Origin of the sequence: Nocardioides sp., assembly GCF_041913365.1 — a bacterium.
Lineage (GTDB): Bacteria > Actinomycetota > Actinomycetes > Propionibacteriales > Nocardioidaceae > Nocardioides.
Genome location: NZ_JAYSFM010000006.1, coordinates 113,727 through 131,139 on the forward strand (window position 1 = coordinate 113,727; position 17,413 = coordinate 131,139).

The 17,413-nt window shown below is 72.6% G+C and carries 17 protein-coding genes; 5 read left to right on the forward strand and 12 right to left on the reverse strand.

The window, feature by feature from the left end; all coding sequences use genetic code 11:
* Positions 1-149 precede the first annotated feature (149 nt).
* The 3 genes from ACE3QY_RS15305 to ACE3QY_RS15315 are packed head-to-tail and all read left to right on the forward strand — an operon-like array spanning position 150 to position 2,067.
* On the forward strand, positions 150-872 hold the full coding sequence (locus ACE3QY_RS15305; RefSeq protein WP_374456896.1) for a helix-turn-helix domain-containing protein: 723 nt from the start codon (positions 150-152) through the stop codon (positions 870-872).
* The gene (locus tag ACE3QY_RS15310; RefSeq protein ID WP_374456897.1) at positions 869-1,624 is read left to right on the forward strand and encodes an aquaporin; all 756 of its coding nucleotides are present in this window, start codon (positions 869-871) and stop codon (positions 1,622-1,624) included. The genes ACE3QY_RS15305 and ACE3QY_RS15310 overlap by 4 nt, the downstream gene beginning before the upstream one ends.
* Positions 1,621-2,067, forward strand: a complete 447-nt coding sequence (locus ACE3QY_RS15315) for a low molecular weight phosphatase family protein (RefSeq protein WP_374456898.1) — start codon at positions 1,621-1,623, stop codon at positions 2,065-2,067. Before ACE3QY_RS15310 ends, ACE3QY_RS15315 begins: the two co-directional genes overlap by 4 nt.
* 24 nt (positions 2,068-2,091) lie before the next feature.
* Here the strand turns inward: ACE3QY_RS15315 and ACE3QY_RS15320 are convergent, their stop codons facing one another.
* A complete protein-coding gene (locus ACE3QY_RS15320) occupies positions 2,092-3,036 on the reverse strand; it encodes a helix-turn-helix domain-containing GNAT family N-acetyltransferase (protein WP_374456899.1) in 945 nt (314 codons plus the stop codon).
* A gap of 107 nt (positions 3,037-3,143) precedes the next feature.
* Between ACE3QY_RS15320 and ACE3QY_RS15325 the strand changes: the two genes are divergently transcribed.
* Positions 3,144-4,586 (forward strand): NAD(P)-binding protein, encoded by a 1,443-nt coding sequence (locus tag ACE3QY_RS15325; protein WP_374456900.1) that lies wholly within the window; start codon positions 3,144-3,146, stop codon positions 4,584-4,586.
* Positions 4,583-5,818 carry an MFS transporter gene (locus tag ACE3QY_RS15330; protein ID WP_374456901.1) on the forward strand — a complete coding sequence of 412 codons (1,236 nt, stop codon included), beginning with the start codon at positions 4,583-4,585 and terminating at the stop codon, positions 5,816-5,818. The genes ACE3QY_RS15325 and ACE3QY_RS15330 overlap by 4 nt, the downstream gene beginning before the upstream one ends.
* A gap of 7 nt (positions 5,819-5,825) precedes the next feature.
* On the opposite strand, the gene ACE3QY_RS15335 is transcribed toward ACE3QY_RS15330, so the two are convergent.
* The 11 genes from ACE3QY_RS15335 to ACE3QY_RS15385 all read right to left on the reverse strand — a co-directional run bounded on the left by ACE3QY_RS15335 (position 5,826) and on the right by ACE3QY_RS15385 (position 17,322).
* On the reverse strand, positions 5,826-6,809 hold the full coding sequence (locus ACE3QY_RS15335; RefSeq protein ID WP_374456902.1) for a LacI family DNA-binding transcriptional regulator: 984 nt from the start codon (positions 6,807-6,809) through the stop codon (positions 5,826-5,828).
* Positions 6,810-6,870: 61 nt separating this feature from the next.
* Positions 6,871-8,346 carry a GH1 family beta-glucosidase gene (locus ACE3QY_RS15340; protein ID WP_374456903.1) on the reverse strand — a complete coding sequence of 492 codons (1,476 nt, stop codon included), beginning with the start codon at positions 8,344-8,346 and terminating at the stop codon, positions 6,871-6,873.
* Positions 8,343-9,161 carry a carbohydrate ABC transporter permease gene (locus ACE3QY_RS15345; protein ID WP_374456904.1) on the reverse strand — a complete coding sequence of 273 codons (819 nt, stop codon included), beginning with the start codon at positions 9,159-9,161 and terminating at the stop codon, positions 8,343-8,345. Before ACE3QY_RS15345 ends, ACE3QY_RS15340 begins: the two co-directional genes overlap by 4 nt.
* Positions 9,158-10,147 carry a carbohydrate ABC transporter permease gene (locus ACE3QY_RS15350; protein ID WP_374456905.1) on the reverse strand — a complete coding sequence of 330 codons (990 nt, stop codon included), beginning with the start codon at positions 10,145-10,147 and terminating at the stop codon, positions 9,158-9,160. The genes ACE3QY_RS15345 and ACE3QY_RS15350 overlap by 4 nt, the downstream gene beginning before the upstream one ends.
* A gap of 29 nt (positions 10,148-10,176) precedes the next feature.
* Entirely contained in the window at positions 10,177-11,460 is a 1,284-nt protein-coding gene (locus ACE3QY_RS15355; RefSeq protein ID WP_374456906.1) for an extracellular solute-binding protein, read from the reverse strand.
* A 197-nt stretch (positions 11,461-11,657) separates the two neighbouring features.
* Entirely contained in the window at positions 11,658-12,725 is a 1,068-nt protein-coding gene (locus ACE3QY_RS15360) for an LLM class flavin-dependent oxidoreductase (protein ID WP_374456907.1), read from the reverse strand.
* Positions 12,726-12,740: 15 nt separating this feature from the next.
* Positions 12,741-13,394, reverse strand: a complete 654-nt coding sequence (locus ACE3QY_RS15365; RefSeq protein ID WP_374456908.1) for an alpha/beta hydrolase — start codon at positions 13,392-13,394, stop codon at positions 12,741-12,743.
* A gap of 61 nt (positions 13,395-13,455) precedes the next feature.
* Positions 13,456-14,898, reverse strand: a complete 1,443-nt coding sequence (locus ACE3QY_RS15370) for a flavin-containing monooxygenase (RefSeq protein WP_374456909.1) — start codon at positions 14,896-14,898, stop codon at positions 13,456-13,458.
* Positions 14,899-14,948: 50 nt separating this feature from the next.
* The gene (locus ACE3QY_RS15375) at positions 14,949-15,380 is read right to left on the reverse strand and encodes a pyridoxamine 5'-phosphate oxidase family protein (protein WP_374456910.1); all 432 of its coding nucleotides are present in this window, start codon (positions 15,378-15,380) and stop codon (positions 14,949-14,951) included.
* 54 nt (positions 15,381-15,434) lie between these two features.
* Positions 15,435-16,169, reverse strand: a complete 735-nt coding sequence (locus tag ACE3QY_RS15380) for a glutamine amidotransferase (protein ID WP_374456911.1) — start codon at positions 16,167-16,169, stop codon at positions 15,435-15,437.
* Positions 16,170-16,173: 4 nt separating this feature from the next.
* Positions 16,174-17,322: a CaiB/BaiF CoA transferase family protein gene (locus ACE3QY_RS15385; protein WP_374456912.1), complete on the reverse strand. Its 1,149-nt coding sequence runs from the start codon at positions 17,320-17,322 to the stop codon at positions 16,174-16,176.
* Between the last annotated feature and the right edge of the window lie 91 nt (positions 17,323-17,413).

Here is a 17,413-nt window from a genome sequence, read left to right on the forward strand (position 1 = left end):
CCGGCCGGGCGTCTGTGGGGTCAACGCTAGTGGTGCGGGTGGTGTTCCCGTGAATCGGGCACCGTGTGAGCCCGCCCTCAGCCCACTTGCGCGCTCGCAACTCAGTCAGTGATGATTGACTCAATCGCAGTTGAGCGAAAGGGACGAGGGTGGATTTCGAGGCACGAGTGCAGGGTCTGGCCGCGCTGGCCGACCCGGCGCGCCTGCGGCTCGTCGACCTGCTCGGCGAGGGCGACGCGTCCCCCGGCGAGCTGCGTGCCCAGGTCGGGCTCTCGTCGAACCTGCTCGCCCACCACCTCAAGGTGCTGGAGGAGGCAGGCATCGTGTCGCGCCACCGCTCGCACGCCGACAAGCGGCGGACCTACCTGCGGCTGCACCGCGACCGGCTGGCCGGACTGCTGCCCAGTGCCAGGTCACAGAGCGGTGAGGTCGGCGGGGTGGAGCGGGTGGTGTTCGTGTGCACCGCGAACTCGGCGCGGTCGCAGCTCGCCGCCGCGCTGTGGCAGGAGGCCAGCCCGATTCCCGTGGCGTCCGGTGGCACCCACCCGGGCACGGCGATCGCCCCCGGCGCCGTGTCGGCGGCCCACCGACACGGACTGACCCTGGTCCGGGACCGCCCCCAGTCCCTCGAGGGCGTGCTGCGCGACGGCGACTACGTCGTGACGGTGTGCGACGCCGCGCACGAGGAGCTCCGTGTCGTCGGAGAGGCGTCCCCGACAACCGTCCGCCTGGCGGGCGTGAGCCACTGGTCGGTGCCCGACCCGGTCGCGACAGGGACGAAAGCCGCCTTCGACGCCGCACACGACGAGATCGCCGTCCGCGTCGCCGACCTGGCCCAGCGCCTCCATGCCGCCTCCGGGGAGACACCGTGAACCCGCCCCTCCACCGCCGCCTGGTCGCCGAGCTGCTCGGCACCGCGCTCCTGGTCGCCGTCGTCGTCGGCTCGGGCATCGCGGCCCAGCGGCTCTCGCCGGACGACGTGGGACTCCAGCTGCTGCAGAACTCGACGGCGACGGTCCTCGGCCTGACCGTCCTCATCCTGCTGTTCGGCCCGGTCTCGGGCGCCCACTTCAACCCGGTCGTGTCCGCGGCCGACTGGCTGCTCGGTCGTCGCGCCGGCACCGGGCTCACGGCCGCGGAGGTGGGTGCGTACGCATTGGCGCAGACCGTCGGTGCCGTCGCCGGCGCGGTGCTGGCCAACACCATGTTCGACCTCAGCATCACCGAGCTGTCGGTGAAGGACCGCACCGGCTCGCACCTGCTCGTCGCCGAGGTCGTCGCCACCGCGGGACTGGTCGCACTCGTCTTCGCCCTCGCCCGCACGGGGCGCGGCGCGGTGGCCGCGCCGGCCGTCGGCGCCTACATCGGCGCGGCCTACTGGTTCACCTCGAGCACGTCCTTCGCCAACCCCGCCGTCACGATCGGCCGGGTCTTCTCCGACTCCTTCGCCGGCATCGACCCGGCCTCGGTGCCGGGCTTCGTCGGCGCCCAGGTCGTCGGCGGACTCGTCGGCATCCTCCTGGTCCGCTACCTGTTCCCCGACGTCGCCGGCACCGCCGACGACGTCGTCGTCCCGCACACCACCTCGTCCCCCGCACCAGCAGGCACCAGGAGCCCTCGATGAGCACAACGACCCCCACCGACGCACCGCAGGTCGTCTTCGCCTGCATCCGCAACGGCGGCCGCTCCGTCATCTCCCGAGTCCTCGCCGAGCACTACGCCGGTGGCCGCGTGGTCGCTCTCTCGGCCGGCACACAGCCGGGCGAGCACATCCACCCCGAGGTCGCTGAGGCGCTGGAGAAGCTCGGCCTCGACACGTCCGCCGAGACCCCGACGAAGCTGACCCGCGAGACCATCGCGGCGTCCGTCATGGCGATCACCCTCGGCTGCGGGGAGGAGTGCCCGTACGTCCCCGGCGTGCGCTACGTCGACTGGCCGGTCGCCGACCCGGGCGGCCAGGACGAGGAGACCGTGAGAGGCATCATCGCCGACATCGACGGGCGGGTCCGTGCGCTGCTGGTCGAGCTGGTCCCGGACCTCGAGCTGCCTCCGTCCGTCCTCGCCTGATCGACGCGCCGCAGCACTCCTGCGTCAGTCGGCCCGGCGGCGCTCGAGGAGCACGGTGTCGCGCCAGACGCCGTCGAGCTGGGCGATGCGGGAGCGGACCGCGAGGGTGGCGTAGCCGGCGGAGTGGTGCAGCGCGATGGAGGCGCGGTTCTCCGGGAAGATCGCGGTCTGCAGCGTCCACAGACCACCGGCGTCGGCCTCGTTGACCTGGCGCCAGAGCAGCGCCTTGCCGACGCCGCGGCCGCGGGCGGCCTCGGTGACGTAGACCGAGCTCTCACCGACGCCGGCGTAGCAGGCGCGCTCGGAGACGGGCGAGATCGCCGTCCACCCCACGACCCGGGTGGTGCCGTCGAGCTCGGCCTCCGCGACCCACCGGTGGCCGGGCAGCCACTTGGTCGACAGCGCGGGGAGGTCGGGGACCTCGGTCTCGAAGGTGGCGTTGCGGGTGGCGATGCCCTCGGCGTAGATGTCGCGCACCACGGGGAGGTCGGCGTCGGTCATCGCGCGGGTGGTGACGTCGGCCGGCAGGTCCTCGGGGCAGCACGGCCGGGCGGCGAGGGTGCCCATGACGACGTCGGCGGCGTGCGGGAGCCCGGAGCAGCAGGCCGGGTTGACCGAGACGTGCTTGCTGGTGCCGACGCGGTCCACCGACACGAAGCCCACCTCGGCGAGCTTCTGCACGTGGTGGGTGACCGTGGGCTGGCCGATGCCGAGCTCCAGCGCCAGGTCGCCGATGCGGATGTGCCCGGCGGGCGCGGTCGACACCGCGTGGAGCAGGCGCACCCGCGTCGGGTCGGAGAGCGTCGCGAACCAGCTCGCGAACGTCTCGGCCTCGTCGCGCCCCAGCACCAGGGAGGAGTCGTTCCCGGTCGGCTCGCAGGAGGGGTCGTCGCACCCGGCTCCCGGCGCGACCTCGACCGGGTCTCGCTCGAGCGTCTGGGCAGCTTCGGCGTGGGTCGTCGTGGTCACGGGTCCACCTTACATCGAAGTTCGTCGATGAAACCCTTGCTTTCATCGATTCGGGTCGATACTGTCCCACTACATCGATCCCCGTCAATGTTCGCAGGAGCACCGCCGTGACCACGTCGCCCAGCACCACCACCGCCACCCTCCCCGCCACCCTCCCCGTCGCCATCATCGGCGCCGGCCCGATCGGCCTCGCCGCCGCGGCGTACGCCGCCGAGCGCGGCCTGGACTTCGTCGTCCTCGAGGCCGGCGCGGACGCGGGTGCCGCCGTGGGCGAGTGGTCCCACGTCCGGCTGTTCTCGTCCTGGTCGGAGCTCGTCGACCCGGCGGCACGTCGCCTGCTCGAGGAGTCCGGGTCGTGGACGGCCCCCGACGACAGCGTCTACCCGACCGGCGGCGAGTGGCGCGCGGCGTACCTCCAGCCCCTGGCCGACCTCCTGGCGGCGACCCCCGGCGGCTCCGTGCGCTACGGCACCCGGGTGGTGGGCGTGGGCCGCGCCGGTCGTGACCTGATGGTCGACTCGGGGCGTGACGGCGCGCCGTTCGCCCTCCACGTCGACGGGCCGGACGGACCGGAGCGGCTGCTCGCCGGGGCGGTCGTGGACGCCTCCGGCACGTGGACGCACCCCAACCCGCTCGGCGCCGACGGCTACCCCGCGCTCGGCGAGACCGAGCACGCGGCGCGGATCACCTACGGCATCCCCGACTTCCGCGACCCGGCCGTGGCGGCTCGCTACGCCGGCAAGCACGTGGCCGTCGCCGGGAAGGGCGCCTCGGCGCAGGGCGTGCTCATCGGCCTCGCCCGGCTCGCCCGGACCGAGGCCGGCACGCGTGTGTCCTGGCTGCTCCGTCGTCCGTCGGTCGGGGACGCCTTCGGCGGGGGCGACAATGACCAGCTCGAGCAGCGCGGCAAGCTCGGCCAGGACGCCCGGGCGGCTGCCTCGAGCGGCATCGTCACCAGCGTCACCCAGTTCCGCACGGTGTCGGTCGCCGGGCAGGACGACGGCCGCCTGACCATCGCCTCGGTTGACGGCCAGGAGGTCGTCGACGTCGACGAGGTCATCGTCGTGACCGGCTTCCGCCCCGACTTCACGTTCCTGTCGGAGGTCCGACTCGACCTCGACCCCGCCCTCGGCTCCGCCCGCATCCTGGCCGACCAGATCCACCCGGACCACCACAGCTGCGGCGACGTCGCCCCGCACGGCCACCGCGAGCTGGCGCAGCCCGAGCAGGGCCTCTTCCTGGTCGGGATGAAGTCCTACGGCCGTGCGCCGTCCTTCCTGGCGATGACCGGCTACGAGCAGGTCCGCTCGGTGGTGGCGGCGCTGGACGGCGACCTCGAAGCAGCCGACCGGGTCGAGCTCGTCCTGCCCGAGACCGGGGTCTGCAACGGTGCCGGGGCGTTCGACGACCCCGACGCCGTGGCCCTCGCGGGTGCCGGCGGCTGCTGCGGCGCCCCCGCGGCCACGACGCCCCAGCTGGTGACGATCGGCGCCCCGGCCACCGCCGTGCCCGTCGCGCAGGAGGACAGCAGCTCGAGCTGCTGCGGATGACCGAGGACCGCCTCGTCGACCCCGGGACCGCAGCACGCGCGGTCCCGGGGCTCTCCGGCGTGGTCGCGGTGCTGTGCCTGACCGAGATCGTGTCGTGGGGCGTGCTGTTCTACGCCTTCCCCGTGCTGGCGAGCAGCATCAGCACCGAGGAGGGCTGGCCGATGGTGTGGCTGGTCGCGGCGTTCACGCTGGCCCTGGTGACGTCCGGCGTGTGCGGTGTCCGGGTCGGGCGGCGCATCGACCACGCCGGCCCGCGGACCGTGATGACCGCAGGCTCCGCGCTGGCCGTCGCCGCGGTGCTCGCCCTGGCCGCAGCACCGTCCCTGCCGTGGTTCTTCGCCGCCTGGGTGCTCGCCGGCGCGGCCATGTCCGCGACGTTGTACGCGCCGGCGTTCGCCGCGGTGACCGGATGGAGCGGGGACGACGCCGTGCGCCGCGTGCGGTCGCTGACCGCCATCACCCTGGTCGCCGGGCTCGCCTCGACGGTCTTCGCGCCGCTGACGGCGTACCTGCTCTCCGGACTGGGGTGGCGGGGCACCTACCTGGCGCTCGCGGTCGTGCTGCTGGCGACGGTGCCGCTGCACGCCTGGGCGCTCCGGCTGCCCTGGACGTCGACCCGGCTGCGGACGACCCCGACGACCGGGACCGACGCGGCCACGCACCCCGAGGGCTTCGACGGCCGGGCCTTCACGCTCCTGGTCGTCGCGATGGCACTGGCCGGGTTCGCCGTCTATGCCGTCGTGATCAACCTCGTGCCCCTGCTGACCGGCAACGGGCTCACGACCGGACAGGCGGCGACCGCGCTCGGCGTCGGCGGGGTCGGGCAGGTCGTCGGCCGGCTGTTCTACGGCCCTGTCCTCAGCGCGACGGGCCCGACCTTCCGCGCGGTCGTGACGATCGTCGGAGTGGTCGTGACCACCGGCGCCCTGGCGGTGTGGCAGTCGCCGTTCGTGCTCGTGTGCGTCCTGACGTTCCTGTCGGGCACCGTGCGCGGCATCTTCACCCTCATCCAGGCCACGGCCGTCGTGGACAGGTGGGGCATCGGCGACATCGGGCACCGCAACGGCATCCTCACCGGCGCGATCACCGTGGTGTCGGCGTTCGCGCCGTGGGTGGGCGCCGTGCTCGCCGCGGTGCTCGGCTCGTACGACGCGACGTTCGCGCTGCTCGCCGGCCTCGCGGCGGTGTCGGTGCTCGTGCTGGCCGGCGCGCGGGAGCCGTCGCCGCGCTGACGAGGGGTCAGGCGCTGTCGCGGTGGACGAGCGTCGGCGGGATGATCAGCCGCATCGGGTGGCTGCCCTCGGTGTGGTCGACCCGCTCGAGCAGCAGCCGGGTGGCGCGCTCGGCCATCGCCACGACCGGTTGGCGCACGGTCGTCAGCCGCGGTGTCGCGCGCTCCGCGACACCGAGGTCGTCGAAGCCCACGACCGCGATGTCGTCAGGGACCTTGCGGCCCAGCTCGGCGAGCACCCGGAGGGCACCGATCGCCATCAGGTCCGAGGCGACGACGAGCCCGTCGAGGTCCGGCCACCGCTCCATGAGTGCGCGCGTCGCGTGCACGCCGCTCTCCTCGGTGAAGTCGCCGTGCTCCACCGCGTCGGTCGGCAGTCCCGCGGCGACCATCGCCTGCCGCCAGCCCGCGAGCCGGTCGGCGGCGGCCGTCATGTCGAAGGGTCCGGCGACGTGCCCGATGCGACTGCGGCCGTGGGAGATGAGCACCTCCGTGGCCTCGCGCTCACCCGCGGTGTTGTCGACGTCGACGTAGGCCACCCGGTCGCCACCGGTCCAGGGCCGCCCGCCGAAGACGCACGGCAGGCCGATGTCGGAGAGGTGCTCGGCGAGCCGGTCGTCGCGGTGGTGCGAGGTCACCAGGGCGCCGTCGACGTGCCGACCGGTGAGGTAGCGCAGGGTGCGGGCCGAGGAGGCCCCCGGGCGGGCGAGCAGGAGCACCAGCTGGATGTCGCGCTCGGCGAGCACCCGGTTCACACCGCGCAGCGTGCCCGCGAAGAAGGGGTCGGAGAAGACCCGGTCGTCGGGCTCGGGCACGACCACGGCGATCGAGTCCGTGCGCCGGGTGACCAGGCTGCGCGCCGCCGGGTTGGGGACGTAGCCGAGCTCGCGCACGGCGAGGTCGACCGCGGACTGCGCGCGGGCGCTGACCCGCTGGCCGCCGTTGATCGCACGCGAGGCCGTGGCGCGCGAGACACCCGCGACTCGGGCCACCTCGTCCAGGGTGGGGGTCCCGGAGCCGTGAGGGGTCCGCGGGGTGTTCACGCGCGCCACGTTAGTGGGCCGAGCCGTCCACCGCGGGCAGCGTGCCGGTGCGGGACAGCGCGGCGTACCAGTGGGCGCTGGACTTGGGGATCCGCTGCTGGGTCTCGTAGTCGACGTAGACGAGGCCGAACCGCTTGGCGTAGCCGAAGGCCCACTCGAAGTTGTCGCAGAACGACCACTGGAAGAAGCCCCGCACGTCGACCCCCTCCTCGACCGCGCGGTGCACGGCGCGGAGGTAGGCGTCGAGGAACGCGATGCGGTCGGGGTCGTGCACCTCGCCGTCGTCGCCCGGGCTGTCGGCGAAGGCCGCTCCGGTCTCGGTGAGGTAGATCGGCAGGTGCGGGTAGTCGTCGTGCAGCCGCCGGAGCAGGCGGTGGAGCCCGTCGGGCTGGATCTCCCACCCCATGTCGGTGACCGGCAGTCCGCGGCTCGGGAAGGTGACGTGCTCCGAGCCGACGAACGGCGAGAGCGCGACCCGGTCGGGGTGGTCGGCGCCGATGCCGACGACGTCGGTGCGCGGGTGACCCGACACCTCGTTGCCGTGGTAGTAGTTCACGCCCAGGACGTCGATCGGCGTGGAGATCGTGGCCAGGTCGCCGTCGCGCACGACGTCGTGCCAGGGACGGCCCTGCCACTGGAGGTCGGCTGTGTCCTCGAGCAGGTCGGCGGGGTAGGCACCCCGGAAGACCGGGTCGAGGAAGAGCCGGTTGTGCAGCGCGTCGATGCGCCGGGCCGCGTCGACGTCGACCGGGTCGGTCGGGTCGCTCGGGTCGGGCACGGTCAGGTTGAGGCTCAGCCCGAAGCGCACGTCGTCGCCGCGGGCGCGCAGCGCCTCGGTGGCCAGGCCGTGGGCGAGCAGCAGGTGGTGCGCGGCGACCAGCCCGGCCGCTCCCTCCTGGCGCCCGGGCGCGTGGTGGCCCGCGGCGTAGCCCAGCAGCGAGGAGCAGAACGGCTCGTTGAGGGTCGTCCACGTGGGCACCCGGTCGCCGAGCACGTCGTACACCGCCGTGGCGTAGTCGACGAAGCGGTGCGCCGTGTCGCGGTTGGTCCAGCCGCCTGCGTCCTCGAGCACCTGCGGCAGGTCCCAGTGGTAGAGGGTCAGCCACGGCGCGATGCCGCGGGACAGCAGCTCGTCGACCAGCCGGTCGTAGAACGCGAGGCCGGCCGCGTTGACCGGCCCCGCGTCGGGGCGCACCCGCGGCCACGCCACCGAGAAGCGGTACGACGTGGCACCGAGGTCGGCGAGGAGGCCCACGTCGGCCGGCATCCGGTGGTAGTGGTCGCAGGCGACCTCGCCGGTGTCCCCGCCCAGGATCGCTCCGGGGACCCGGGAGAAGGTGTCCCAGATCGAGTCGGTGCGCCCGTCCTCGGCGACGGCACCCTCGATCTGGTACGACGCGGTCGCCATGCCCCACACGAAGTCGCGCGGGAACCGCGCCTCGGCATGGGTCACTGCGGCCGTCTCCGGCCTGCTCTGCACACTCATCCCTTGACTGCTCCTTGCATGATGCCGGCGACCATCTGGCGGCCGGTGAGGACGAAGAGGACCAGCAGCGGGACCGTCGACAACGTGGCGCCGGCGAGCACCAGGCTGTAGTCGACGTAGTAGCCGCTCTGCAGCTGCTGGAGGGCGATCTGGATGGTCGGGTTGCTCGCGGGCAGCACGACCAGCGGCCAGAAGAAGTCGGTCCAGGTGGCCATGAAGGTGAACAGCCACAGGATCCCGGCGGGCGGGCCCCCGGCCGGGGCCCCGCCCGTGCAGAAAGTGCGGACCAACCCGCCACCCACCCCCCCCCCGCCCACCAGGACGACGGCGGGGGGCGCGGGGACGAGGGGAATGCGCATGAAGAAGACACCGAACGCGGTGACCATGCCGGGCACGATGAGGGCCCACAGCGAGCCGACCCAGCCGAGCTTGGCCATCACGATGAAGAGCGGGATGATCCCGAGCTGCGTCGGCACCGCGAGGGTCGCGACCACGAAGACCAGCAGCGGCGTACGTCCCTTGAAGGCGAGCTTGGCGAAGGCGAAGCCGGCCAGGGTGGAGAAGAAGACGACCGAGGTGGCGACCGTGCCGGAGACGATCAGGCTGTTGCCCATCGCCTTCCAGAACGGCACGGCGTCGAACGCCCGCTGCGCGTTGTCCCAGAAGTGACCGCCGGGGATCAGCGGCGGCACCCGCTTGGTCAGCACGTCGCGGCTGTGCGAGCCGACGAGGAAGGACCAGTAGAGCGGGGCGCACGAGCCCAGCAGGAAGGCGGTGAGCAGGCCGTAGACGAAGAGGCCGGGGCGGCGGTTCATCGGCGCAGTCCCTTCAACGCGCCGGTGTGCCGGCTGAGGAACAGGTTGAACAGCGCGAAGACGATGATGATCAGGAAGAGCAGCCAGGCCACGGCCGAGGCCATGCCGAGGTCGCGCACCCGCCAGCCGAGCTCCCAGAGGTACATCGTCAGCGTCTGGTACTGCCGGTCGGAGCCGCCGAGGCCCTGGGTGTCGAAGAGCCGGGGCTCGGCGAAGATCTGGAGCCCTCCGATGGTGGAGGTGATGATGACGAAGATCAGCGTGGGGCGGATCAGCGGGACGGTGATCTTCGTGAACTGGCGTACCTTGCCGGCGCCGTCGAGCTCGGCGGACTCGTAGACGTCGCGCGGCACCGCCTGCATCGCGGCGAGGAAGATCAGCGCGTTGTAGCCGGTCCAGCGCCAGTTGACCATCGAGGCGATCGCGAGGTGGCTCGAGAGCCGGTCGACGTGCCAGCGGATCGGGTCGAGGCCGATGCCCTGGAGGGCCTCGTTGACCAGGCCGTAGCGGTCGCCGAAGACGTTGCCGAAGATCAGCGCGACGGCCGCGGGCGCCACCACGAAGGGCAGCAGCACGCTCATCCGCCACAGGGTGCGCCCCCGCAGCTGCGTGTCGAGCAGGCCGGCGAGCGCGAGCGCGATGATCACCTGCGGCACCGAGGAGAGCAGGAAGATGCTGATCGTGTTGCGCAGCGCGTTCCAGAAGTAGCGGTCCTCCAGGACGCGGCGGTAGTTGTCGAGGCCGGAGAAGTCACCCTGCCCCGACAGCAGGCCCCACTGGTGCACCGAGACCCAGGCCGTGTAGCCGAGCGGGAACATCCCGACCAGCAGGAACAGCAGGAAGAACGGTGAGACGAAGACGTACGGCGTGAACCGCACGTCGAGCCGCGACAGTCGCTGCCGCCACTCCGGGCGCGGCCCGCGCCGTCCGTCGTGCCGGTCCCCGGTCGGGGACGCCAGGTGAGTGGCGTCCCCGACCGGCTTCACGGCGGTGGAACCTGCATCCATGGGTCGGGTCAGCCGAGCCGCTCGACGTCGGCCAGGAAGGAGTCCCAGGCTTCGTCGGGGGTCTCCTGACCCTCGTCGACCCGCTGGATCGCCTGCTGGAATGCGGTGTTGATGTCGGCGAACTTCGGGCCCTTGTGCGGGATGAACGGCACGGCCTCGGCGCGCTCGGCGAGGATCTCGCCGGTCGGGGCGTCGTTGAAGAACGCGTTGGTGGCGCCGGTCAGGGCCGGGTCGTCGAGCGCGTCGACCTGGCTCGGGAACGTGCCCTTGGCCTCGAAGGCCTTGATCTGCTGCTCGGGCGCGGTCAGCCAGGCGGCGAGCGCCTTGGCCTCCTCCGGGTGGTCACCCTGCGCGGGCACCGTGAGGTAGGAGCCGCCCCAGTTGCCGCCGCCACCGGGGAACACGTTGGCGATGTCCCAGCCCTCGATGCCCTCGGCGTTGCCCTCGATGACGCCGAGCATCCAGCCCGGGCACGCCATGGTGGCGAAGCCGTCGTTCTGGAACGCCGCGGTCCAGTCCTCGCTCCACTGGGTGAGCCCGGTGGTGAGGCCGTCGGCGACGTTGGCGGTGACGGTGTCGAAGACCGCCTTCACGTCGGCGTTGTCGGCCGCGATGACGGTGTTGTCCTCGTCCTCGAAGGAGTACTCGGTCTGGTTGATCATCGCCTGCGCGGTGCCGCCGGAGCTGTCGTACCAGGCGGTGTCGGGCACCTTCTTCACGAACTCGCGACCGGTCTCGAAGTAGGTGTCCCAGTCGGCGAACAGCGAGGCGACCTTCTCGCGGTCGGTGGGCAGGCCCGCCTTCTTGAACAGGTCGGACCGGTAGCACATGCCCTCGGGGCCGATGTCGGTGCCGTAGCCGATCAGCTTGCCGTCGGGCGTCGTCGCCGCCTCGGTCTTCCAGTCCAGCCAGCGGCCCTCGACCTCGGGATCGGAGAGGTCGACGAAGGCGTCGGACTGCTCCATCAGCGCGGACCACCAGTCGACCTCGATCGCCTCGATGTCCGACAGGCCCGAGCCGGCCGCCAGCTTGGTGTAGAGGTTGTCCTGGTGCTCGTTGGCCGTGCCGGCCTTCTTCTGCTCGACCACGACGTCGTCCTGCATCGCGTTGTACTCCTCGATGAGCTCCTCGTAGCCGAACTCGTTGAAGGTCGCGACGGTCAGCTTGATCTTGCCGTCCGCGGTCGTGCCGTCGTCGTCGCTGCCGCCGCACGCGGCAGCCGTCGACGCGAGGGTGAGCGCCACCAGCGCGCTCGTGGCGATTCGTACCCGCCGGGTCTTCCGTGTCTGCACCACTGCACTCCTGCCGTCCTGAGGCGCCGGACGGGGTGTCCGGCTGGGGGAGGTGGACGGTGAGCGAGGTGTGAGAGCGCTTCCACTTCCGTCCGTCCCTCACTATGACCGCCGTCACAGGGAGTGTCAATGGTCTGCGTGATTGTCACGTTCAAGTGCTTGAAAGCGCTTCCACTCTAGACCACTTCACACGACCCTCAGTCCGAGGCGAGCAGGGCCCGCACGCGGGGGATGACCTCCTCGCCGTAGAGCCGGACCGACTCCAGGCGCTGCTCGTGCGGGAGCTCGCCGACCGAGTACTTCAGCTGGAAGCGGGAGAGCCCGAGCGTACGCACGGCCCAGGCGATCTTGGCCGCCACGGTGTCCGGCGAGCCGACGAACAGCGCACCCTTGGGCGAGGCGCCCTGCTCGAAGGCGGTGCGGCTGTAGGGACCCCAGCCGCGCTCGCGGCCGATGCGGGTGAACAGCTCGGCCTGGTGGGGGTAGAGCTGCTCCTTCGCCTCCGCGTCGGTGGCGGCGACGTGGCCGGGCGAGTGCATGCCGATGGGCAGCTCGGGGTGGCCGTACTCGATGAGGGCACGCCGGTAGAGGTCGGCGAACTGCACGAACCCCTCGGGCGAGCCGCCGATCACGGCGAGCACCAGCGGCATGGCGTACTTCGCGGCGCGCACCACCGACTCCGGGGTGCCGCCGACGGCGATCCAGGCCGGGAGCCGTCCGGCGGCCGTCGTCGGGTAGACCCGCCTGCCCTCGATCGGCGGCCGGACCGTGCCCTCCCAGGTCACCGGCCCCTCGGCCTGCAGCGCCGCGAAGAGGTCGAGCTTCTCGGCGAAGAGACGGTCGTAGTCCTTCAGGTCGAGCCCGAAGAGCGGGAACGACTCGATGAAGGAGCCGCGCCCGAGCTGCACCTCCGCACGCCCGTCCGAGACGGCGTCCAGGGTCGCGAAGCGCTGGTAGACCCGGATCGGGTCGTCGCTCGACAGCACCGTCACGCCGGTGCCGAGCCGGATCCGCTCGGTCCGGCCGGCGATCGCCGCGAGCACCACGTCCGGTGCGGTGATCGCGTAGTCGGGACGGTGGTGCTCGCCGAGGCCGATGTAGTCGACGCCGACCCGGTCGGCCAGGGCCGCCTCGGCGACGACCTCGCGGATCGTCGCGGCATGGTTGGCGGGGGCGGCGCCGACCGGCGCGTCACCGAAGGTGTCCAGGCCGAGCGAGGGGTTCTCGCGGGTGCCGAGGACGTCGTAGCTCTCGTCGCGGGACATGTCCGTGATCCTCCCTCACGCCTCGGTGCCGGTGCGGCCGGCGATCCAGTCGGCCAGCTCCGCGACCGTCTCCGCGGAGAGGCCGTGGCCGCCCGGGTCGCGTCGCGAGGTGACGGTGGCGCCGGACTCCTCGTGCAGCCACGACCACGTGCGGGCCTGCAGCTCGAGCGGGATCACGGTGTCGGCGTCGCCGTGGGCGAGGAACACCGACGAGCCCGCGAGCCGGCCGGGGGTGACGTCGACGCCGGCGTCCTCGAAGGGCAGCGTGCCGTGGAGGACGGCGGTCCCGGCGAGCCGCTGCGGGTCGTCGAGCAGCACGCCGCCGGCGAAGGCCGCCCCACCGCTGAAACCCACCAGCACGACCGGACGGCCCTCGGGCGCGACACTGTCGAGCCAGGTCCGGAACCACGCGGTGGTGGCGGCCAGCGACTCGGGCAGCGGCCGGCCGATCCCGCGGTTGGCGAACCACGCGTAGCCACCTCCCTCCGCGATCGGCGCGCGCACGGCGGCGTACGACACGGAGGACAGGTGGCCGGGGAGGTGGCCGGCGAGGCCGAGGATCGAGCGCTCGTCGGCGCCGCGGCCGTGGAGCAGCACCACCAGGGGGAGGTCCGGACGGTCGGCGCCTCCGGACCAGGCGACGACGGGATCGGGGAACGGGCTGGTCATACGGGCCTCCGGGGCGTGAGTTGGTTGAAGACTCAACCACATCGGCGGGTCGCCCATTCCCTCACCGGAAGGACAGCACCCCGTCATCGATCCGCGCGCGTCGCAGCGTGCGCGAGTCGTGCAGGTAGTTCTGCTTCAGCTGCCACGGTGCGACGTCGCCCTGCCGCGGCAGCGTGTGGATGACCCGCTGCACGTAGCCGGCGTCGAAGTCCATCAGCGGCACCTCGCCTACGGCCGGGTCCCGGACCGGGACGACCGTCCGGGCGCCGGTCTCGCGCAGGTGCCGCAGCAGGCGGACGACGTACTCCGCGACGAGGTCGGCCTTCAGCGTCCAGGAGGCATTGGTGTAGCCGATGGTGAAGGCGAAGTTGGGCACGCCGCTGAGCATCATCGCGCGGTAGGCCATCGTCTCGTGCGGCTTGACCGCGGCCCCGTCGACGACGAGGTCGGCACCGCCGAAGATCCGCACGTTCAGCCCGGTGGCCGTGACGACGACGTCCGCCTCGAGGTGCTCGCCGGACTCCAGCTCGACGCCGGTCTCGGTGAACGTGCGGATCCGGCCGGTGACCACGTCGGCCCCTCCCTCGCTGATCGCGCGGAAGAGGTCGCCGTCGGGCACCAGGCACAGCCGCTGGTCCCACGGGTCGTAGTCCGGCTTGAAGTGGGTGTCGACGGCGTAGCCCTCGGGCAGCAGCTTGACGTTGGCGGCCCGGATCAGCCGCCGGACGAGCCGTGGCCGGCGCCGGCTCAGCCCGTAGAGCGCGGTCGCCAGCCCGATGTTCTTGGCGCGCACGAGCGGGTAGGACAGGCGGTCGCCGAGGACCCGGCGGGCACGTCGGGCGAAGCCGTCCTGGGCCGGGAGCGGCAGGACGTACGTCGGCGAGCGCTGCAGCATCGTGACGTGACCGGCCCCGCCGGCGGCCATCGCCGGGACCAGCGTCACCGCCGTGGCGCCCGACCCGATGACCACGACCCGCTTGCCCTCGTAGTCGAGGTCCTCCGGCCAGTGCTGCGGGTGCACCACGCGGCCGGCGAACCGCTCCTGGCCCTCGAAGTGCGGGGCGTAGCCCTGGTCGTAGTCGTAGTAGCCGCTGCACGCCCAGAGGAAGTCGGCGGTGAGCTGTCGCGTCTCGCCGTCCACCTCGACGGTCACCGTCCAGCGGGCGGTGGTGCTGTCCCAGGCCGCGGAGGTGACCCGGTGGCCGTAGCGGATGTGGCGGTCCACGCCGTAGGCGCTGGCGGTGTCGCGGACGTAGCGCAGGATCGACGCACCGTCGGCCAGCGCCGTCGTGCCGCGCCACGGGCGGAAGCGGTAGCCGAGGGTGAACATGTCGGAGTCCGAGCGGACGCCGGGGTAGCGGAACAGGTCCCACGTGCCGCCGCTGGCCTCGCGCCGCTCGAGGACGGCGTACGACGTCCCGGGCAGGTCCTTGGCCAGGTGGGCGGCCGCGCCGATGCCGGACAGCCCGGCACCGATGATCAGCACGTCGACGTGGTCGGTCACACCTCCGAGACTAGGCGATCCACCCGAGTTTGTAACTACGAGTTACATCACTAGGGGATCATGTGCTCCCACGGCCGGGACAGCTCGAAGTGGCGGCCGCTGATCTCGGTGATCTCGACCTCCACCACGTTGTACTTCGGCGTCGCGACCCAGGGGCGCAGCGGGACGTTCTCGGCGCGGTGCTCCTCGACCTCGTCCAGCACCCGGGCGCGACCGCGGGCGATGACGCTGGTCGCGGCGTCGTCCAGCATCTCGTCGGCCTCGAAGGCCACGTCGGCGTTCATCACGACGCCGATCAGCTTCGACCCCTCGGCCGTGCGGAACAGCAGGGTGCGGTGGCCGCTGTGGTCGCGGTCGACGGCGTAGTTGACCGGCACGATGTGCACCTCCTCGAGGAGGTGGTACGCCAGTCGGCCGAGCTCGTGGCGGTCCAGGAAGTCCCAGCACTGCTCGGTGCTCATCCGGGTGATCGGCTCGTCCATGACTAGACGGTAGGTCGGTCCCCGCGGGCCGCCGTAGGGCCGAACGTCCCGACCTCAGCCGCGCGCGTGCAGCTCGACGAACCTCGCCAGCAGCCGGACCGGCTCGGTCACCATCGCCTCGCGCGCGGCGGCCTTGAGCGACTCGCGCTCGTGCGGCTCGTAGTAGCCGTGCGCGCTGTAGGCGTCGATGCGGTCGCAGATGGCGACGGCGTCGAGCTCGGGGTGGAACTGCGTGGCGTAGACGTTGCGCCCGAGCCGGAACGCGTGGACCGGGCAGGTGTCCGTGGACGCCAGCAGGACCGCGCCCTCGGGCAGCCGCGAGACCGCCTCCTTGTGCCCGAGGTACGCCGTGAACTCGCTCGGCAGGACGCCGAAGAGCGGGTCGGCCTGCCCGTCCGCGGTCAGCCGCACCGGCAGCGCGCCGATGGGTTCGCCGAAGGTGCGGTCGACGACGCCGCCGCCCAGGCCGCCCAGCACGCCGATGCCGTAGCAGGCGCCGAGGAAGGGGAAGTCGGCGGTGAGGACCTGCTCGGCGAGCCCGCGCAGGTCGGCCTCGGCCCGGCGCTGGGCGTCGGACTTCACCTCCTCCGGGTCGGACGCGTTGAACGGGCCGCCGCCGAGGATGACGCCCGACCAGTCGGCCAGGTCGACCGGACCGAGCGGCCGCTGCTCCAGACGGACCCGCACCAGCTCGTCGGCGTGGAGGCCGCAGCCGGCCAGCACGGCGTCGTACTCCTGCTGGGCGACGTCGTCCTCGGCCCGGGTGCCGAGGAACAGGAAGGGGCGCACGGGGTCAGGCTTGCACGGCGGCGCCGGACTCGATGAGGGCGTCCACGTCGGCGATCCCCCACGCGGTCAGCGCCTCGCGCGTGTGCTCGCCGGGCAGCGGCGGGGCGCTGCGGATCGTCGACGCGGTGCGCGAGAAGCGCGGCGCGGGCGCCGGCTGGGTGACCTCGTCGAGTGAGACGAAGGTCTGGCGGGCGGCGAGGTGCGGGTGGTCGGGTGCGTCGGCCAGGGGGACGACCGGGGCGACGCACGCGTCCGTCCCGTCGAACACCTCGGCCCACTCGGCCTGCGTCCGCTCCTTGAAGCGGGCGGTCAGCGCCTCGCGGATGGCGCGGAGGTTGGCGGGGTCGTCGCGGTCGGGCAGGTCGACGCCGATGCGCGCCACCAGCTCGTCCCAGAACTGCGGCTCGAGCGCGCCGACGCTGACGTGCCGACCGTCGGCGGTCTCGTAGAGGTCGTACCAGGGAGTGCCGCCGTCGAGCAGGCCCGAGCGGCGGCGGCCGGAGTCGAGCCCCAGCGCGGCGAAGGTGGACGCCATCGCGTTGAGGTGGGCGGTGCCGTCGACGATCGCGGCGTCGACGACCTGGCCGCGGCCGCTGACGCGCGCTTCGAGGAGCGCGGCGAGGACGCCGATGACGAGGTACGTCGACCCTCCCCCGAAGTCGCCGAGCAGGTTGCTCGGGAAGTGCGGGCGGTCGCGGTCCTGGCCGAGGCCGTGCAGGGCGCCGCTGGTCGCGATGTAGTTCATGTCGTGGCCGGCGACCTGGCTCCACGGACCCTCCTGCCCCCAGCCGGTCATCCGGCCGAAGACCAGGCGCGGGTTGCGCGCCCAGCAGTCGTCCGGGCCGAGGCCGAGCCGCTCGACCGCACCCGGCCGCATCCCCTCGACGAGCACGTCGGCCTGCGCGACCAGGTCGATCACCGTCGCCACCGCCTCGGGCCGCTTGAGGTCGAGCGCGACGCTCGGCCGCCCGCGGTTGAGCAGGTCCTTGTCGCCGGCGGACAGCGGGTTGCCGCCCGGCCGGTCGACGCGGATCACGTCGGCCCCCAGGTCGGCCAGGATCATGCACGCGTGCGGCCCCGGGCCGATGCCGGCGATCTCGACCACCCGCACGCCCCGCAGCGGCCCCGTCCCCTGCCCCAGCTCGTACGTCATGCCGCCGATCATGACAGCACCACTGTCACCGTCGGGAGGGGTAGTCCAGTGACAGATGGTCGCTTCTCCGGGGTAGTCCAGTGGCAGATGG

Bases quoted from the DNA above. Each gene is read 5' to 3' on its own strand.
- ACE3QY_RS15375 (WP_374456910.1), bottom strand. From the start codon at position 15,380: ATGGACGAGCCGATCACCCGGATGAGCACCGAGCAGTGCTGGGACTTC.
- ACE3QY_RS15315 (WP_374456898.1), top strand. From the start codon at position 1,621: ATGAGCACAACGACCCCCACCGACGCACCGCAGGTCGTCTTCGCCTGC.
- ACE3QY_RS15365 (WP_374456908.1), bottom strand. From the start codon at position 13,394: ATGACCAGCCCGTTCCCCGATCCCGTCGTCGCCTGGTCCGGAGGCGCC.
- ACE3QY_RS15340 (WP_374456903.1), bottom strand. From the start codon at position 8,346: ATGAGTGTGCAGAGCAGGCCGGAGACGGCCGCAGTGACCCATGCCGAG.
- ACE3QY_RS15360 (WP_374456907.1), bottom strand. From the start codon at position 12,725: ATGTCCCGCGACGAGAGCTACGACGTCCTCGGCACCCGCGAGAACCCC.
- ACE3QY_RS15330 (WP_374456901.1), top strand. From the start codon at position 4,583: ATGACCGAGGACCGCCTCGTCGACCCCGGGACCGCAGCACGCGCGGTC.
- ACE3QY_RS15345 (WP_374456904.1), bottom strand. From the start codon at position 9,161: ATGAACCGCCGCCCCGGCCTCTTCGTCTACGGCCTGCTCACCGCCTTC.
- ACE3QY_RS15385 (WP_374456912.1), bottom strand. From the start codon at position 17,322: ATGACGTACGAGCTGGGGCAGGGGACGGGGCCGCTGCGGGGCGTGCGG.